This is a genomic window from Acinetobacter corruptisaponis (assembly GCF_030053775.1).
Taxonomy (GTDB): Bacteria; Pseudomonadota; Gammaproteobacteria; order Pseudomonadales; family Moraxellaceae; genus Acinetobacter; species Acinetobacter corruptisaponis.
This window is the reverse complement of record NZ_CP125669.1, coordinates 937,435-954,496: the sequence shown is the minus strand read 5'-3', so window position 1 is coordinate 954,496 and position 17,062 is coordinate 937,435. Positions and strand designations below refer to the sequence as shown.

Here is a 17,062-nt window from a genome sequence, read left to right as displayed (position 1 = left end):
TTTTGTTTAACTTCTATTTTAGTCGTATTTGGCTTCTTTAACTTCTAAGTGCGGGTAGTCATGTACATGTCTACTTGGTGGAACAATATCTGTAATAGCCACAATTGAGTCGACTTCATCCATTTCAAAAGTAGTTCTTTTTTCGCCATTGACCGCCAATAGATGAAGTATATCTCCAACAACACCAATAAACTCCTTGATCGTGCGTCTACCATCTTTTAATTGAACTTCCACAAATTCTGTGGGTGTTGGTATTGCATCAGGGTCACAGACTACATACCAGCCAGACCTAATGGCAGGGTACATTGAATCTCCTGTTCCTTTTACTGCATAAGCATTTGGCCCAGCAGTTAGAGATGGAACATAGCCATCACCACCATTTCCTCCATAACCCATTTCTGTGTAATAACCGTCATAGCCCATTTTTGAATAAGATTTTACTGGCACCCATCCGCCTATTTTTAGAACATTTTTTATTTTAGGTTCAAATATTTTGTCACTTGTTGGGTTTCCCTCTCCCTTTAGTACCCACTTCATTTCAAGACCAAGCTTCTCAAAGACAGTTAAAGCCCCTTGTTTTGATATTCCTCTATTTTCCCAATTATTGATTACCTGAGGAGATTCATTAATTGCATTTGCAAGGTCACCCTGTTTGAAATCCAAAAGATCATAGATTCTCTGAATTGTAGGGTGAATTTCTTTCTCTTTGGACTCAACTTTAGTCATTTCAAACAACACCAAATACTTATGAGTTAATTTTCTCAAAAATTACACAAAATGTGTTAAACAGAATGTTTGACATGTTTAAACAAAACGTTTAAATTTAATTAAACAAATCAACTAGAGTGTTTAGCATGAACCAATCAGACGATCGAAAAATCATTGAGCGTCTTGGTGGTGCCACAAAAGTAGCTGAACTATTGGGCTTTAAGGTTCAACGCGTTCAAAACTGGATGGATAGGGGAATACCACCAAAGATGAAACTCGAATACCCACACTTATTTTTAAACCCAAACATTCAAAGCAGAAAAACAACTGCTGCTTAGGAACAACCATGAGCAAAGTATTAAACGATTTACCTGCAAGCGCGAGAAATAGCATCTCAAGGGTTTTGAAAGTCCTTGCTGCTCGCAATAACTCCCAGATTGCAGATCAGTTGGGACTTGATCCTAGCTCATTCTCAAGAATGAAAAACGACAAGAAATCCAATGGCTTGAGTGATATTGAAAACGTTTGCGCCATGTTGGACTCGCTTGGACTAAAAATTGTACCGAAGCATTACCGCTTAATTCATGAAGAAAAATTATCAGCTTTGCTGGTGATGTCTAAAGCATGGATGCGTCGCTTGGGTTCAGTAGATGACTTGTTCCAGGACGATATTGATGATCATCGCATTGATATTGAACTTGGATATTCAGAAAAAGAAAAAGCCTGATCTCTTACATCAGGCTTCGGTATTCAATGAGGTGAATATGAACCATCAAATATTAGCAGAACAACCAGATATTAGGCAAGTTGAGTTGCTGCAAACAGAAGTCGCTCGTTTGAATCACAAGTGTGAGCGACAAGCTGCTGAGATTGTAGCGATGCAGGTAGAGATTGATTTGCTCAAGTCTGCAAAGGAAACGGAGCGGGCGATTGAGGAGGAGATTGATGCAGTGGTTTGTTTGCGTGAGGGGGTGGAGTATGAAAAATAAAATCACCGCCTTTCACCCAAATATGGCTAGAGATAACACCATGCTTCAGGAGTTCGTGGGAAAACGCCTGTTTGATCGCCACAAAAACAAGTTTAAACCTGAATTTAAGTACGCATTATGGCTGGCTAGTAATAAACAGTGTGCGTATTGCGGGAAGAAACTTCAAAACTCGGTGGAGTCAAGGGTTGATCATTTTGAGCCAAAAAGCCGTTTTGATAACGAGCATATAAACAATTATGTCTGCGCTTGTGTCTTATGCAACACAATTAAAGGGAATGCCGATATTGAGGAATTTAGATTTAGATTCGCATTTTACAACTCTGACTTTAGGGGAGTTGTTAGCCCATCACAGGCAATCAGTCTAATAAATATGGGTATTGAGTTTCCTGTTGAAACAGAACTTTTCCATTTTGAAAAGTTCATTATTACAGGAGCAAATCATGAATAAATTTAACTTTGTTAAAGCCATTCGTATGATGCGTATGCCTGCCACAACTAAACTGGTTGCTATGACTCTAGCCACCTATGCGGACTATAAAACTGGCGAGTGTTATCCCACTGTAGAGACGCTTATGGAAGACACAGGACTTTCCAATCGTGCAGTCTGCCAGCATATTCGACATATCGAAAGTTTGGGCATTTTAGCAGTTGATCGCTCAAATGGTCGTCGCTCTTACTATAAATTCATTGCTGAAAATTTAACCAAAGCAGTGACGGAGAGTCACCAGTTACTTAGCATCACCAGTGACTTTGACGACATACAACCAGTGACTTTCACGACAGAACCAGTGACTTTCGTGCAAAAAGCAGTGACGGAGAGTCACACTAACTACCATAAACAACCAATAGAACTACCAAAGGAACAACCAGATATATCTGCGCAGGAAAAAACAGAACCAAAACCTAAAAAACCAAAAAGCACAATGACGACTTTACCAGCTGATTTCAAAGTCAGTGATCAAGTCAAAGCATGGGCAAGTGAGAAAGGTTTTGATCGTCTTGATGAACATCTTGAAAACTTTGTTGGGTACGCAACGGCCAATGCAAAAAAATATGCTGATTGGGATCAGGCGTTCATGAATGCGATTCGTGGCAACTGGGCAAAGTTAAGACCTGTTCAGCAGTCACATGGATACCAAACATCTCAACAACAAACCGCCTCTGAACAAGCGAAGTGGAATGATTTCTTGAATGGTGGCAACCAGTTCAGGGATGTTACTCCAAAAAAGACAAATTGGATTGAGGGGGTGGGTCATGCGTGAGTTCACCCAGGATGATGCTATTCGTTTGATTGCAAAAATGCGCTCGTTCTACGGTAAGAAATTTGCAGACCAATGGTCAGGTGTTGACCCAAAAGACATTGCTGAATCAATGGTCGAGTGCTTTCAGGGCTTAACAGCAGATGATTTTAAACGCGGTGTAACCAAGATGATGAAATCTAGCTTTTGTCCGACAATTCCTGAATTTAGGGCTTGGTGTGAACCTAAAGCTGATGCTTGGCTTGATGCTCATGAAGCATGGGCTATTGCAAGAGATTCAATTGAGTTCGGTACAGGACGTGAATTGACTGTGGTCTGGACTGAGCAATCGGCTAAAGCGTTTGAACGTTGTGCTGATCTAGTTGCCACTGGCGATAAATACCAATTAGCCGAGGCTAAGAAAATCTTTGTTTCGATCTATGAGCGTCTTGTAACAGAAGCAAAAGACCAGGGCTTAAAGCCAGTCTACAACGTCAGTTTGGGTGTTGATCCAGACCAACGTATCAGCGCAATCAAACAAGCGGAGGTGGCAGGGTTCTTAACTGGCCCAGAAACTCAGCTACAGCTTGAGCATAAGCAAACTAAAGCGGAAATCAAAGCTGAAACCGAGCGTTATCAAACCACAGCGCAAAAGGCTATTGCAGAGTTACGCGAAAAACTAAAGCTCAAAGCACCAGTGAACAAAATGTCAGATGAAATCAAAGAGGTTCAGGCATGGGAATTAAAGCCCGATTCTGAATATTGGCCTGATCCTTTTGACCAACGTCAAGAATATATCGAAATGCACAAGGCAGATAATAAAAAAGTGCCGATGGCAGTGGGAGGTGGGGTGTGAACGAATCAATGACTCCAAGTATGTACATCAAGCAAGACTACAGTGCTGATATTGAAGCTTGGTTGGCACAGGGTAATCAGATCAATGTAATCAACAACGGTGCTAGCACTTACAACAAAACGTTCAATAACAAGCCTAAAAATGCTCAGTCAGCGATGAGTGAAGTGATGGCTAAGTCTGTAGCAGTGCAGCGAGAAAAGATTAGAGCGCGTCAAGAAGAAGATAAGGCGCACAAAGAGGATGTTTTGGCAATGGGCAAATGGCTTGATCAGAAGAAAGGTCGAGCAAAGCAACTTTCGAAACTAATGGGGCATGCACATGGCTATATCTCTCAGGTAAAGATGTTCACGCGCTCGTGTTCTAAAGAAAAGATGGAAGTGATTAAACAGAAAATGAAAGAGATAGAGCGTTTAGAGAACGTTACTAAGCATGACATGGAGCAAAGCCAATGAATGCGATCCAATTCATAAAAGACCACGGTGTTGAAAAGGCGAGGGAAGTTGTTGAGGGTGCGCCTGAGAATTCAGTTTATTACCGAGATATGGATAGTGTTTGTTCACCAAACGAAGTTCTGTATTACGCATGGTTTGGCGGTGCGCTTTTAGTCAAAGATGAAGAGAAAGGCTGGACTAAATCTATTTATCACACTGGTGAAGAATACATATTGGATCAGTTGGAGAAGATTGATGACCTCAAGCGCCTTGTTGAGAGCGTGGAACTAATCAAAAAGCATGGAGGGTTGTTTTCAGTTAAATTCGGTTGGTACGGTGAAAATGGCGAATATGGATTAACTGATTTGGAAGATTTGGAGCAAGCCATCACTGACTACGAATCCATTTATTCTGGAGCAGATCAATGAACATAGATAATTTGTTAGATGCCATGTCTGCTTTGTGTCCAGAAAATATTCCAGAGATTGAATCTTTGCCTGTGGTAGACCTAAAAGTTGGCGATGAGTGTGTGCTTGTATGGTCTAAAGACAAAGAAGTATGGAAAGTAAAAGCGTTTTGTTCAGATGGTGATGTAGACATTGTTGACGAGAAATACAAAGCACATATGAGTGTGCCATCACATGAGTTGAGATTGGCTAAGTTTGTTGGAGGTGAGCATGTTTAAGGTCGGGGATAAGGTTGTTGTAAATCAAGAATGGCGACCAGAAATGAAAGGGTTATACGAAATTGAAAGCATTGTTGGCACTTCAATTGAGGTCAGTCCATTTTTACCACAGTTGCCAAAATCTCATCAAAGAATGTTGGGTTTTTGCATTAGCTCTACACATATTCGCTCTGCAACAGAAGAAGAGTTCGCAGCAGGTCACCGCATAGACAACGACATGGGTGACGACTCACACATTGAGAATCATATTAGTCCGAATTGCAAAAAATACGATGAGAGGGTGAAGTGATGAGAGTTCAACTAAGTGAAAAGTCGAAAGCTGAATTTATTGAGCTTATTACTAAGGATTCAATTACTTGTTGGTTTGAAGGTGATGAATTTGTTATGCCAAGTGGGCAGGGTAAAACTGCAAAAGGAATTGTTTTAGCTAAGTTGTTAGTTTGGCAGCACCGTCAGAACGAGGTGGATGAATTAAAGCTTCAAGTCGCTGAAATGAAGTCGAGACTGAATGATGCGTACACAGATGGGCAAAGCGCAATGTATGCAGCTAGACAAACAAAAGTGGATGAGCTGCAAAAGCGGGTGGATGCGGTCAAGGGACTAATTGAAGATTTAAATAAGTGCTATCAACAAGATCATCAGAATAAATTTGAATATTGGCGTGGGTTTGCAGACAGCGCAGGAATTTTGGGAAAAAGATTAGAGCAAGCGCTCAAGGGTGGTTCAAATGATTAATTTAAATGGTGGTGAATTAGATACGTTGTACCAGTTGGCTCTCAATGGACCACTTGAGAGTGGTGATATGCCTAGTAAGTCAGGGTTCATTGAGTTGTGCAACAAAGGATTCGCGACACGTGATTTAAATACATGGCTTGGACATATCACACCTGAAGGCATGGCTTACTTCAAAGAATATGAATGGGCAAAAGGAAAAGGTGAACAAATCCTCTTGCTCAAACAATTCCATTCTATTGGAGGTGTTCAATGACCACATTCAAAGAAGCCCAAAGAATCAGATCAAAACCTTGTGAGCGCGTTTAGAACGCGCTCACAAGGTGCTTACAGAAGATCAAGAGCAAATCACCCTTATGTCATGGGCGCATCATGTGAAGTTTGGAAATGGTCGCCTTTCTGATTATCTGTTTCACATCCCTAATGGCGGTTCACGAAACATCATTGAAGCGTCAAAACTCAAAAAGATGGGAGTTAAGGCGGGAGTTCCAGATTTACAGTTGATCGTTCCTAATGGTTTGATTCATGGCTTATGGATTGAGCTCAAATCAAAGGCAGGCAAGTTACAGCCAAGCCAAAGATTGATGATTCAGCGTTTAGAAGAACAAGGATATATGTGCAAAGTCTGTTTTGGTGCAGATGAAGCGATAAATGAAATTAAAAAGTATTTGTGTTTGAACGGTTGAGAGGTGGGTGATGTTGGTAAAGGTTTGGGATAAAGAGATCAAAGGCAATCTTTACACAGTTGGAGATATTCACGGCTGTTACAACTTGCTCATGACTCGACTTAACGAAATTGGATTTGATTTTGATAATGACTTGTTGGTTGCTGTTGGTGACTTGGTAGATCGTGGAACTCAAAACCAAGAGTGCGTAAATCTAATTGATCAACCTTGGTTTACTTCTGTTAAGGGCAATCATGAAGATCTAACAATTATGGGGCTTGTCAATCCGTCTTATTACCAGTGCCACATTCAAAATGGTGGTGAATGGTTTTATGAGCTTGAATACACAACTCAACAGGACATTGTTAAAAAGCTTAAATCTCTCCCAATTGCATTAGAGGTTAGTCACAACGGTAAAAAGTTTGGTTTTGTTCATGGGCACATTGAGCAAAATGATTGGAATGATTTTAAGGCTGAGCTTAATAACTTTGACCAAGCTCAATACATCATTAATCGCAAACGCTTCCCCACTGAAATAGCAATGTGGGGACGTGAACGCCTTGATTTAGATAATAAGCAATACACTCATGTCACTGGTGTTGATGCCGTGATTATGGGCCATACAGTGACACAAAAGCCATGTAAGCGAGACAACTGTTACTACATCGACACAGGTGCTGTTCACTGGGGAACTTTAACAATACTAAATTTAGAAAACATTTAAGGTGACGGTATGAATGCAGCGGTAAACCACATTATGCAGAATGTAGACTGGACTCGTTTTAGTCTTGAAGAGTGGCTTTATCAGTTTGGTGCTTGGATGCATTCAAGCTCTGGGCCTTGTGGTAAGAGCATAAACCCGATTGCGGTTGCTATGGATCAGGCGGTAAAGAAGCGTAAGCAACAAGTTAAGGGTAAAGAACAGATTATTGCTGATTGGATGGTAAGTGATGAAGTCACAACGGTTAAGCGCAAATGTATTACTTGCGAAATCACAGACAATGAAGCAAGAGCAGTGCAGCGATTGATTTTAGATATGCAAGGGAAGTCGCATGTGCTTGATGAGTGGCTCGATGCGGTTATTGATCGTTATTTTTATGGCAGTCCAATCTCTGCATTGGTTAATGAATCAAGAACTCTGATGGATGCTAAGTTTGATATTAAGTGTGGCTTAGCCGCAATTCATTCAAAATATCCGTTTATTGATTTTAAATCAAAATCTTCACAGTGATTATTGACATGACGTCATCAATGTTGTAGATTCATGTTAGAGTGGCGTAAGTTGTATGTTGGTCACTTAAATTGTTTAGCATTTCCAAAAGTTCCTAAAATTCTGTGCCCTGTCAGGCGGATTTAAATTAAAGAGCTTCAACATTTGCATAGCAGTTTTAAGACATCGGTGTAAGTAACTGGTAATTACTCACACCACAAAAAGGGTTAAGAATTGGCGTTCTTAGCTCTTTTTTTATTGCCTGTAAAAAGACAATCTATCCTACTGGAGTGCCGACCAGTGGAACATGCCTTCGAGTAAAACTGCTTTGTGCAGCCTAAACTAGGGAGTGGCGTCCCGACCTAAAGAGGATTGAAAGCAAGTAAAGCAGACCGTGCATGTTAGGTATGTGTGATTGTGAGTAACGGTAGATCAGTTGCCGAGCTGATCAATATCGTAATCTAAGGCAAGGGTGTGGCAGTTTGCCATGCCCTTTTTAATTTAGAGAAGTGTGCAACAGTGATTTGACCTCTTGGCACAGGAGTGCACTCAAAGTTGATGAGATGCTCACTTCATCTAAGTTAATAACAAGAAAGGGCCGCTATGGACGAAGAAGAACTCAAGCAAATTGAAGAAGAATGCGAAAGATTTAAGAATATCGTCAAAACAGTATTTTACCTGGTTCCAATTTTAATTATGGCTTATCTGGTTTGGTGTAATTGGTGAAGTATGGACACAATCGAAGCGAAGAAGAATCTTGAAATCTACAAGAGGAATGTAGAACTGCTAGAGAATTACAATCACTTATTTAGCAGTTATTCATTCAAAACTGAGTGTGAACGACAATTAAAGTCGCTTAAAGAAAGAATCCAGGTGATTGAAGATGCGTTCGCAAAAGAGGCTAAACGAAATAAGAAAGCTGCCGTGTGTGGTATGTGGTAGATCGCCAGTAGATGCTGCCCATAGTAATCAATCAAAAGATGGCAAGGGTATGGGGTTAAAAGCCTGTGACTCTAAAACAATTCCACTTTGTAGAAATCATCATGTTGAATACGACCAATTTCAAAAGATGAATAGATCAGAATCGGTTGAATGGTTCGCAAAGATGCTAGAAAAGACTGAAAGGATGTTGAAAATAGATACAAATTCTGATAGTGTTTTTTAATTAAATCATGTGGTTATGGTATAATTTAACATTATAAATCATTGGTAAATTCTAATGAAAATTAGCCTAGAAATTGATGTTCCAGAATATAACTGGGTTGATGCGCCGACACTATATCGAACTCCAATTGGTGAATTCTCAGATTTATTGGAAGTGAACCAGATTAAGAATTTAATTGAATACTTACAACGCTTAGATGAGATTGAGTGGATTATCAACTCAGATCACCAGCATGTACGTCATCCATTTTGTCGTGAGTTAGTCCGTGATCAATTACGTTTCATCCCTGAGAATCTGATTTGGCATGTTGGCGAGAAGCTAAGCTACTTCTTGATGGATTTTACAAAGATGTCTGGGCAAAATTTCAAGGACTATAAGTTTAGTCATGATGTGCTTTCAAACGGAAAGAAGATTCAGTTCAAAACATTCTCAATGATGTTTGACACAGAAGAAGAAGCATTAAGGCATATTGCCAAAATATACACTTCCAAGAAAGATTTTAAGTTTGAAAGAGCTTAAGCCACCCTCGGGTGGTTTTTTATTGCTTGAAACTTGATCAATACTCATGTAAATTATAGTTTCTGATGTATATTAAGTTACTTTAAGAAACTATCAATAAACTTTGAGGATACGGCCATGAATACTCTAGCTAAATTTTAATTAAGACTTGCAGGTCAAATATAGAATTCAAAAAGGCGCTTAATAGCGTCTTTTTTATTGAGGTGGGTATGAATATTCCTGAACTTGTTGGAATGGGCTTAATTAGACAGCCACAGACACTCCAAGAATACGTGCGAAGAAAACAAATCAAAGAAGAAGCTGAAAGAGCAGCAAGTGAATCAGTAGAAAAGATAATGAGGGATTGTCAAAATGACAACAGCAGTGTTCACAATCCCAAATCACGCTGAAATAGCCAAAGTCATCAATTACCTAAACACCCATCATGCTAAAGCTGCGGTTGAGGGTAAGCCGCTTGTAGTTGAGATTAGGCCAGAAACTAAAGATAGATCAAAAGCTCAAAACCGTTTGTACTGGAAATGGCTTCATGAGATCCACAGAAAGACAGGTAATGACGAAGATCAATTACACTTTGAGTTTAAGAAGAAGTTTCTAATCAGCATATTGAAGCGTGACGACAAAGATTACGCTAACATGTGTTTGGCTATATCCGCATTAAAACAAAGCGAATCTGAGCAATTTGAAGCGATTGCAAACGGTGTTATTCGAGAGACCTCTACAACTCGAATGGATACAAAGCAATTCACTGAATATCTGAATTTAATTGAAGCGTATGCGCTAAAAGAATTTGGCTTGGTTTTGCCTGTGCCTGATGATTTGAAGTATGTGATGGAGTAAAGATATGGCGAGACTACAGCCTAAACAGGAGAAGTTTTGCCAACTTTACATTGAATTAGGCAATGCTTCGGAAGCGTACAGACAGGCGTATTCGTGCGGCAAGATGAAAGATGAAACAATCAACAATAAAGCCTATATTTTAAGAAAAAAGGGCGAGATTAGGGCGAGGATTTCAGAATTACAGGCAGAGCATAAAGAGCGTCATAATCTAACCGTGGATGACCTGATTGATGAACTGGAAGAAGCACGGCAGCTAGCTAAAGAATCTGAGAATGCGTCAGCTATGGTTTCAGCAACAATGGGTAAAGCAAAGATACTTGGTTTTGATAAACAGGTTGTAGAACTATCTGGTAAAGATGGCAAACCAATAGAGACTATAAATAAAAACATATCAACCGAGAATTATCTGGAGGCGCGGGAGAAAATCCTAAATGATTACTGATCCAGCGCGTGAACTTGCAATTCAGATCGAAGCGCAAGAAGATTTATATTTCTTCTCGCGCTATATGTTTAAAGAGCGTCGGAAATATAAATGGCTTCATAACTGGCATCATAGAGTTGTATGCGATGCTTTGATGAAAGTATTTCGTGGTGAGACTAAGCGTTTAATTATCAATATCCCGCCGCGCTACTCTAAAACTGAATTGGCTGTAATTAATTTCATGGCATGGTGTTTTGGCAAAGCGCCTGACAGTGAGTTTATTCATGTCAGCTACTCAGCCACACTTGCAGCAAACAATGCATTTCAGACACGTAACTTGGTGCAAGAAGAAGCATACAAGCGCGTATTCCCTGATTTTGAACTGCGGGATGACAGCAAGGCAAAGGATGATTGGCGTACCGCAAAGGGTGGAGTCTGCTACTCACAAGGTACGGGTGGTACCATCACAGGTTTTGGTGCAGGCAAATTCCGAGATTCATTTGGTGGAGCGATCATTATTGACGATCCACACAAGGCAAGTGAAGCAACATCAAGCACTATTCGTAAAAATGTAATCGACTGGTTTCAAGACACGCTTGAATCTCGAACCAATTCACCAAATACGCCAATTATTGTCATTATGCAGCGATTGCACGAAGAAGATTTGGCGGGGTGGTTGCTAGATGGTGGAAATGGTGAAGATTGGGAGAATTTATGTTTATCTGCTATTCAGCCTGATGGATCGGCATTGTGGCCAGAAAAGCACGACATTGAACGCTTAAGAGTTATGGAGGAAACATCCCCATATGTTTTCTCTGGACAGTATCTACAACGACCATCACCGCCAGCAGGCGGTTTTTTTAAACCTGACAGAATTGAAATTGTTGATGCTTTGCCAACAAATCTGATCAAGGAGTGTCGTGCATGGGATTTGGCTGCTACCGAGAATGAGGGTGATTACACAGCAGGACCTAAGCTTGCGAAAGCTCAAGATAATACGATCTATATCACTGATATGGTGCGTGGACGTTGGGGACCTGATGGTGTTGAGAATACGATTACTCAAACAGCGCAAATAGACGGCAAGGATGTATTCATTCGTTTACCGCAAGACCCTGGTCAAGCTGGTAAATCACAAGCGAAAAACTTTGTTGGGAAATTATCAGGATTCAAAGTTAAAGCTGAGCCAGTGTCAGGAGATAAGATCACTAGAGCACAACCATTTGCAGCTCAGGTCAATGTAGGCAATGTGAAAATGCTTCGGGGTGACTGGAACAAAGCACTGATTGAAGAATTACGAAATTTCCCTAATGCAAAACATGATGATCAGGTGGATGGGTGCAGTGATGCATTCAATGATCTCAATGAATCAAGACAATCTAAAAAACCTGCAACAGCAGGAAGTCGTACATTCTAAAACAAGTACGGATAGAGCCTAAAAAATAGGTTTTGTCGTATTTTTTCAAATCAAACATAGCTCGCAGAAATGCGGGCTTTTTTATGCTCGGAATAAACACATGGCAAAGTCTAAAAAAGAAGACAAAGCTTCTAAAAAGGCTTTGTCTAATGGGTCTTTATATTCTCAAGAAGCGGTCAGCCAATTTTATAAGTTAAGCAAACAACTTGATTTGGATGAGACTTTACGAAAAGCAGGGATTCAACGTCATCGCTTAGCCATTCTTCTTGATGATGATGAAATTGGACAAGCGGTTGAAACACGTATTGATGCATTGCTTGCAACTCCATTTCGCATTGAGCCAAGTGATACACCAGAAGCCATTTTATTAATGCAAGAGATTAAGAAATGGTTTGCTGAGATTGCAACGGGATCAGTTAATGCTTTGCTATTTGGCTATTCCGTTTTGGAAGCGGTCTATGATCAGACTGATGATGGACAAATAGGTTTGAACTGGATCGGTGAAAAGCCGATGGAGTGGTTCGAGCCTAAAAACGATGGTCGTTTAATCTATCGTCAAGATGAATCAGGTAGAGAGTCGGAAGTCGATCAGATATTTAAATTCTTTTTGACGCAGCGAAAAGCAACCTATAAGCAGCCTTATGGTAAAGCATTACTCACTGTAGTTTATTGGTTAGATTTCTTTCGTAAGAACGGCTTTAAGTTCTGGGCGAAGTTCTTAGAGCGTTTTGGCACGCCAATTTTAAAAGGTAAGTGCAAAAACTCTGAACCAGATGACATGAATCAAGCGTTACTCAATGCACATGCTCAGAGTGTTATTTCGATTGATGCAGAAGATGAAGTTGAGATTTTGGCAGTCACTTCAAGCGGCAGTGCAGGCGCATCATTCGAGACCTTTAACAATACGATTATTCGTCAGATTCAAAAGGTAATCTTAGGGCAAACCCTTACAAGTGGAACGGATGGTACAGGTAGCCGTGCATTGGGTGAAGTGCATGAGAATGTGCGTAAAGATAAACTGAATGCGGATATTCGATTAGTTACACCTACGTTTCAAGCCATTGTTAATGCGCTTTGCACCTTAAATGGTTGGGGCGAGCATGAAATTATCTTGGGCGAGAAGTCTAAACAGCTTAATAAAGATCAGGCTGAGCGTGACGTAAAGCTTAAAGATGCAGGTGCGGTATTTACCAATCAATATTTTATCCGTGAGTATGGATTGCAAGAGGGCGATTTGGCAGAGCCTTTACCAGGTCAAACAGCACAACCGCAATTTAAAGCAATTCCAAGCAAACCTTTCAGTTTTGCTGCAAGTGTTAATGGTCTTACACAAGAACAGCAAGAGCTTGATGAACTGGCGGATCAAAACTTCAAGTTGTTATCAGATAACGACCTGAAAGATTTGATTCTGAGTAGTGAAAGCATTGAAGAACTGCAAACGAGTCTATTTGCTATCGCTAAGACTGCTGACAAATCACAGTTTAATGAAGTGTTAGATCGGGCTTTGTTCGCTGCTGATATTTTGGGATATATGCATTCAAAAGAGGGTCGTTAAATGGACAATATGACGCTCTTACAAGCTATTGCATTTGCTCGATCAAGAGGTGTTTTACTGCCTGCCGACTACTATGCACTTGATTTAAATTCACGCCAATATGCTTCTACTGTGAGCTATTTGGCGGGTCTTGATCAGATTCAATCTGTACTGGATTCAGCTTATAAGGTTTTGGAGAGTGGCGGTACTTTTAGAGACTTTCAAAAACTGGTTGAGGAAAATGGCATTGAGTTGTCAGAGGCGCATTTAGATAATGTGTTTAGAACCAATATTCAGAATGCTTATGCTCATGGCAGGTGGTTACATCAGCAACAGAATAAAGATAAACGCCCTTATCTTGAATATTTTGCAATCAATGATAAAAGAACCCGTCCAAGCCATTTAGCACTAGATGGTGTTATTCGCCACATTGACGACCCATTTTGGCAGAAATGGTATGCACCAAATGGGTATCGGTGTCGCTGCACGATTAATGCAATCACTGAAAAGCAAGCCATCCGAAAAGGAATAACATCCAATGAGGATTTGCCAAACGTTGAGCCTGACGCTGGTTGGTCTTTTCAGCCATCTAACTATGATAAGCAGCCAGACGAGATACTTAAATCGAAAGAAGCAAGTAAAACGATTACGCCCGAAGCCAAAACAGAAGTTATTGATCTCCGTAAAAAAACAGTGGTTGATACTGAAACTAACCAGATTATCAAGACAAGTTTTTCAGATTTAACAGATGAGAAGCAAGTAATTATTGATGGAATGGTCGATAAAGCAGTTCGATTAGACCCAAATATCAGACCGAGTGACTTGCGTATCACTTTAGATTTAGCTGATGAAAAAGAAAATGCTTTGACGACAATTCTAAAGCAGGCTGAACTTCAAAAGGATCAGGATGGAACAGCGGGCAAAAGCATTTGGGACAAAGTTGTAGGTGCTTTTAATCGGCTGTTCACATTAGCAAAGAATACAGCAAACAAGCTCACTGGTAATTCAATTCGCGGCATTGATGACTTGAACATAACCGTGGGGAGTGTAATTGGTATTCAAACGCCAACATTGTTCAAACAAGCGCAAAAGGTTGGCAAACAGATCACCATTCTTGATGCAAAAGGCGTAGCACTAGATTTGAGCAAGATTAGTGGCATGAATGGCGCACTATTAGCTCCTGATTTGAATTTAGAGGTCGTTAGCAACACAGATGAGCAACTCGTACTGAAACGAACTAAAGAGCAAGCTACGCGCTATTTCGTGGCGAATCAGACCGCATTTAGTCTTTACTAAACCTTTCAACAAATACAGCGACCTTTAAGGTCGTTTTTTTTATGGGTGAAATATGCCAAAAACCGAAGAAAAGCAAAATCAATATTGCTTTCAACTTGGGCAGCTAAATGTAGACGCTCAGGAAGATGGCAAGAAAAAACGGACGTTCTCAGGTGTTGCATACAGTGGCGAAGTGATTACCGATCATTGGTACTGGAAGCAAGTCATCTTTGATCTTGATTCGATGCAGATCAAGGGTCGTATTCCTGCACTACTTGAACATTCGTCTTATCAGCGTGCAGGCGCAATCGAAAGTCATTCAATCAGCCATGAAACAGGTCTAACTGTCAACGGAATCCTACTTAGTAATGAGTTTGGTACCCAGGTGGCCACAGATTCAGATGATGGCTTTCCATGGCAAATGTCAGTGCGTATTGAACCATCAAGCATTGACGAGATTCAGGCAGGCAACACAGTCACAGTAAACGGCAAGTTATTACATGGACCAATCACCGTGTTTCGTGGTGGTCGTATCAGAGAAGTTTCGTTTTGTGCCTTGGGTGCAGATGAAAACACAATGGCAGTGGCAGCAAGTCACAATCCAAACAATCCACAAGAGGACACAGACGTGACCGAACTAGAACAAGCAAAAGCCGCTTTGCAACAGGCGGAAACCGAGCGTGACAATGCTTTAAATGAACTAAAGCAGTTCAAAGCCGAGAAGCGCAATGATGATATTTCAACACTAGAAAAAGAATTGAAAACACAATTCAGTGCTGAAGATAAAGCGGCATATACAGCAATGGATGATGCAAGTTTTTCATTCACAGCTAAACAATTGCGCCAGTTTTCAGGAAAAAGCAGTCCTGCAAATAATGGCCCAAGCAATCTATTCACTCATCAAGCGAAATCTGATGGAAATGAAAAACAAACCTTTGGCGCTGGTTCTCTCGTAGACCAAGCAAAACAACGCAAATAAGGGGAAGTAAAAATGGTTCAAACAGTAACAGATAGTCATTCGGCAGTAAGTGATGTGATTGCTTGGGAAGTGGAAGGTAATCATCGTCCAAGTCGTAAAAACGTGACAATTGCAGCTAGTCAAAGCCTAGTAAATGGTCAAGTGATTGCATTTGATGGAAGTGGGAACGTAATCAAGTTTAGCGTTCAGGCGACCAACGCTGCGGCAGGTATTTATATCGGTGATTCGGTAGTCACTGGTTCGGGACAAACAGCGCCAGGCGTTATTATTGCGCGTGATGCACGTTTTGCAGAGGGTAAGTTGGCTTATGCGTCTGGCGTAAGCGCTGGTGAGAAAACTAATGCTGTGACAGCGTTGGCAGCTCTAAATATTTTGCCAGTTCGTTCAGCTTAATAGGGGATTAAAATGAATTTAGACCAATCAGTTTTTAGCGTTGAAGAATTATCTTTAGCGATTACAAATTTACCGACTCGAATTGGTAATCCGTCGGACATCGAATTGTTCCGCCCGATTGCTGGCACGACAAACAGCTTTGCTGCTGAGTTCATGACAGAAAGCAATATTCTTGTACCAACAACCGCTTGGGGTGGTGTTGCACCTAAAAACAGCTCAGGCACTCGTATTGCAAAGTCTTGGACAATTCCACACATGCCACTCGAAGATGTTGTTTTAGCATCAGATGTGATGGGTGTGCGTGCGTTTGGTAGCACTGCTGCTGAAACCGTAAGCGGAAAAGTTCTTGACCGTTTACAAGCAATGAAAAACAAGATTGATACAACACTTGCTTTTCGCCGCTTAAAAGCCAAGCAAGGGATTATTGTTGATGCTGATGGCTCAACGATTATTAATTATTTCACCGACTTTGGCGTTACACAAACCGAGGTTGATTTTGATCTTGGTACAGCAACAACAAACGTTGCGGCAAAATGCCAAGACGTTATTGACAATATCGAAGATGCATTAGGTCAAGAGATTTACACATCAATCGAAGTTGAAGTGGATCGTGCTTTTTATGATGCTTTGGTAGCTCATAAAAACGTTCGTGAAGTGTTCTTGGGTTGGTCTGCTGCTGAACAAAAGCTAGGTCGTTCTAATACGTCTGGTTTTGAATTTGGCGGATTGAAGTTCATTGTGAATCGTCAATCGGTTGGTGGTACGCCGATTTATGCAACCAAAACAGGTTCAGCATATCCACGTGGTACTCAGGACGTGTTTATCACTGCATTAGCGCCTGCTGACTTCAACGAAACGGTGAATACTTTAGCATTGCCGTACTACGCTAAACAGCGCACTAAAGACTTTGACCGTGGTTTTGATTTGCATGTTCAAGCAAACCAATTGCCAACCGTGTTGAAGCCGAAAGCATTGGTAAAAGTTAAATCAACAACATAACGGTGGCTG

General features: G+C 40.7%; 26 protein-coding genes and 1 pseudogene. 26 read left to right on the top strand and 1 reads right to left on the bottom strand.

All coding sequences use genetic code 11. The features are described from left to right. Positions 1-18: 18 nt before the first annotated feature. Positions 19-726, bottom strand: a complete 708-nt coding sequence (locus tag QLH32_RS04790; protein ID WP_283268394.1) for a S24 family peptidase — start codon at positions 724-726, stop codon at positions 19-21. 128 nt (positions 727-854) lie between these two features. Here QLH32_RS04790 and QLH32_RS04785 point away from each other — a divergent pair, with 128 nt between their 5' ends. The 26 genes and pseudogenes from QLH32_RS04785 (at position 855) to QLH32_RS04660 (ending at position 17,053) form a co-directional block, all read left to right on the top strand. Then, positions 855-1,046, top strand: coding sequence for a YdaS family helix-turn-helix protein (locus tag QLH32_RS04785; protein ID WP_283268392.1), 192 nt, complete (start codon positions 855-857; stop codon positions 1,044-1,046). Positions 1,047-1,054: 8 nt separating this feature from the next. Further along, positions 1,055-1,435 carry a transcriptional regulator gene (locus tag QLH32_RS04780; RefSeq protein ID WP_283268390.1) on the top strand — a complete coding sequence of 127 codons (381 nt, stop codon included), beginning with the start codon at positions 1,055-1,057 and terminating at the stop codon, positions 1,433-1,435. 37 nt (positions 1,436-1,472) lie between these two features. Continuing rightward, positions 1,473-1,697 (top strand): hypothetical protein, encoded by a 225-nt coding sequence (locus QLH32_RS04775; protein ID WP_283268389.1) that lies wholly within the window; start codon positions 1,473-1,475, stop codon positions 1,695-1,697. Continuing rightward, the gene (locus QLH32_RS04770) at positions 1,687-2,145 is read left to right on the top strand and encodes an HNH endonuclease (RefSeq protein ID WP_283268387.1); all 459 of its coding nucleotides are present in this window, start codon (positions 1,687-1,689) and stop codon (positions 2,143-2,145) included. Before QLH32_RS04775 ends, QLH32_RS04770 begins: the two co-directional genes overlap by 11 nt. After that, the gene (locus QLH32_RS04765) at positions 2,138-2,959 is read left to right on the top strand and encodes a helix-turn-helix domain-containing protein (protein ID WP_283268386.1); all 822 of its coding nucleotides are present in this window, start codon (positions 2,138-2,140) and stop codon (positions 2,957-2,959) included. Before QLH32_RS04770 ends, QLH32_RS04765 begins: the two co-directional genes overlap by 8 nt. Beyond that, positions 2,952-3,791, top strand: a complete 840-nt coding sequence (locus tag QLH32_RS04760; RefSeq protein WP_283268385.1) for a hypothetical protein — start codon at positions 2,952-2,954, stop codon at positions 3,789-3,791. The genes QLH32_RS04765 and QLH32_RS04760 overlap by 8 nt, the downstream gene beginning before the upstream one ends. Then, entirely contained in the window at positions 3,788-4,243 is a 456-nt protein-coding gene (locus QLH32_RS04755; protein ID WP_283268384.1) for a hypothetical protein, read from the top strand. Before QLH32_RS04760 ends, QLH32_RS04755 begins: the two co-directional genes overlap by 4 nt. Beyond that, the gene (locus QLH32_RS04750; protein WP_283268383.1) at positions 4,240-4,650 is read left to right on the top strand and encodes a hypothetical protein; all 411 of its coding nucleotides are present in this window, start codon (positions 4,240-4,242) and stop codon (positions 4,648-4,650) included. Before QLH32_RS04755 ends, QLH32_RS04750 begins: the two co-directional genes overlap by 4 nt. After that, positions 4,647-4,907 (top strand): hypothetical protein, encoded by a 261-nt coding sequence (locus QLH32_RS04745; RefSeq protein ID WP_283268382.1) that lies wholly within the window; start codon positions 4,647-4,649, stop codon positions 4,905-4,907. The genes QLH32_RS04750 and QLH32_RS04745 overlap by 4 nt, the downstream gene beginning before the upstream one ends. After that, positions 4,900-5,196 (top strand): hypothetical protein, encoded by a 297-nt coding sequence (locus QLH32_RS04740; protein WP_283268381.1) that lies wholly within the window; start codon positions 4,900-4,902, stop codon positions 5,194-5,196. The genes QLH32_RS04745 and QLH32_RS04740 overlap by 8 nt, the downstream gene beginning before the upstream one ends. Further along, positions 5,196-5,642, top strand: a complete 447-nt coding sequence (locus QLH32_RS04735) for a hypothetical protein (protein WP_283268379.1) — start codon at positions 5,196-5,198, stop codon at positions 5,640-5,642. Before QLH32_RS04740 ends, QLH32_RS04735 begins: the two co-directional genes overlap by 1 nt. Beyond that, positions 5,635-5,895, top strand: coding sequence for a hypothetical protein (locus QLH32_RS04730; RefSeq protein ID WP_283268378.1), 261 nt, complete (start codon positions 5,635-5,637; stop codon positions 5,893-5,895). The genes QLH32_RS04735 and QLH32_RS04730 overlap by 8 nt, the downstream gene beginning before the upstream one ends. Next, positions 5,892-6,325: pseudogene (locus tag QLH32_RS04725) on the top strand (VRR-NUC domain-containing protein). The gene QLH32_RS04730 and the pseudogene QLH32_RS04725 overlap by 4 nt, the downstream one beginning before the upstream one ends. A 7-nt stretch (positions 6,326-6,332) precedes the next feature. Next, the gene (locus QLH32_RS04720) at positions 6,333-7,028 is read left to right on the top strand and encodes a metallophosphoesterase (protein WP_283268377.1); all 696 of its coding nucleotides are present in this window, start codon (positions 6,333-6,335) and stop codon (positions 7,026-7,028) included. A gap of 9 nt (positions 7,029-7,037) precedes the next feature. Continuing rightward, positions 7,038-7,535, top strand: a complete 498-nt coding sequence (locus QLH32_RS04715; protein WP_283268375.1) for a hypothetical protein — start codon at positions 7,038-7,040, stop codon at positions 7,533-7,535. 862 nt (positions 7,536-8,397) lie between these two features. Beyond that, on the top strand, positions 8,398-8,679 hold the full coding sequence (locus QLH32_RS04710) for a DUF968 domain-containing protein (protein ID WP_283268374.1): 282 nt from the start codon (positions 8,398-8,400) through the stop codon (positions 8,677-8,679). A gap of 54 nt (positions 8,680-8,733) precedes the next feature. Beyond that, entirely contained in the window at positions 8,734-9,198 is a 465-nt protein-coding gene (locus QLH32_RS04705) for a hypothetical protein (protein ID WP_283268373.1), read from the top strand. 209 nt (positions 9,199-9,407) lie between these two features. Beyond that, positions 9,408-9,587 (top strand): hypothetical protein, encoded by a 180-nt coding sequence (locus QLH32_RS04700; RefSeq protein ID WP_283268372.1) that lies wholly within the window; start codon positions 9,408-9,410, stop codon positions 9,585-9,587. Beyond that, a complete protein-coding gene (locus tag QLH32_RS04695; RefSeq protein ID WP_283268370.1) occupies positions 9,550-10,035 on the top strand; it encodes a recombination protein NinB in 486 nt (161 codons plus the stop codon). The genes QLH32_RS04700 and QLH32_RS04695 overlap by 38 nt, the downstream gene beginning before the upstream one ends. 4 nt (positions 10,036-10,039) lie before the next feature. Continuing rightward, on the top strand, positions 10,040-10,477 hold the full coding sequence (locus tag QLH32_RS04690; RefSeq protein ID WP_283268368.1) for a terminase small subunit: 438 nt from the start codon (positions 10,040-10,042) through the stop codon (positions 10,475-10,477). Further along, positions 10,467-11,873: a phage terminase large subunit gene (gene terL / locus QLH32_RS04685; protein WP_283268366.1), complete on the top strand. Its 1,407-nt coding sequence runs from the start codon at positions 10,467-10,469 to the stop codon at positions 11,871-11,873. The genes QLH32_RS04690 and terL overlap by 11 nt, the downstream gene beginning before the upstream one ends. Positions 11,874-11,973: 100 nt before the next feature. Further along, positions 11,974-13,428: a phage portal protein family protein gene (locus QLH32_RS04680; protein WP_283268365.1), complete on the top strand. Its 1,455-nt coding sequence runs from the start codon at positions 11,974-11,976 to the stop codon at positions 13,426-13,428. Continuing rightward, positions 13,429-14,703, top strand: a complete 1,275-nt coding sequence (locus QLH32_RS04675; RefSeq protein ID WP_283268363.1) for a phage head morphogenesis protein — start codon at positions 13,429-13,431, stop codon at positions 14,701-14,703. It begins immediately after the preceding gene. Positions 14,704-14,755: 52 nt separating this feature from the next. Next, positions 14,756-15,661: a hypothetical protein gene (locus QLH32_RS04670; RefSeq protein ID WP_283268361.1), complete on the top strand. Its 906-nt coding sequence runs from the start codon at positions 14,756-14,758 to the stop codon at positions 15,659-15,661. A gap of 12 nt (positions 15,662-15,673) precedes the next feature. After that, positions 15,674-16,054 (top strand): head decoration protein, encoded by a 381-nt coding sequence (locus QLH32_RS04665; RefSeq protein WP_283268360.1) that lies wholly within the window; start codon positions 15,674-15,676, stop codon positions 16,052-16,054. 12 nt (positions 16,055-16,066) lie between these two features. After that, positions 16,067-17,053 carry a major capsid protein gene (locus QLH32_RS04660; protein WP_283268359.1) on the top strand — a complete coding sequence of 329 codons (987 nt, stop codon included), beginning with the start codon at positions 16,067-16,069 and terminating at the stop codon, positions 17,051-17,053. The last annotated feature ends 9 nt before the right edge of the window (positions 17,054-17,062 follow it).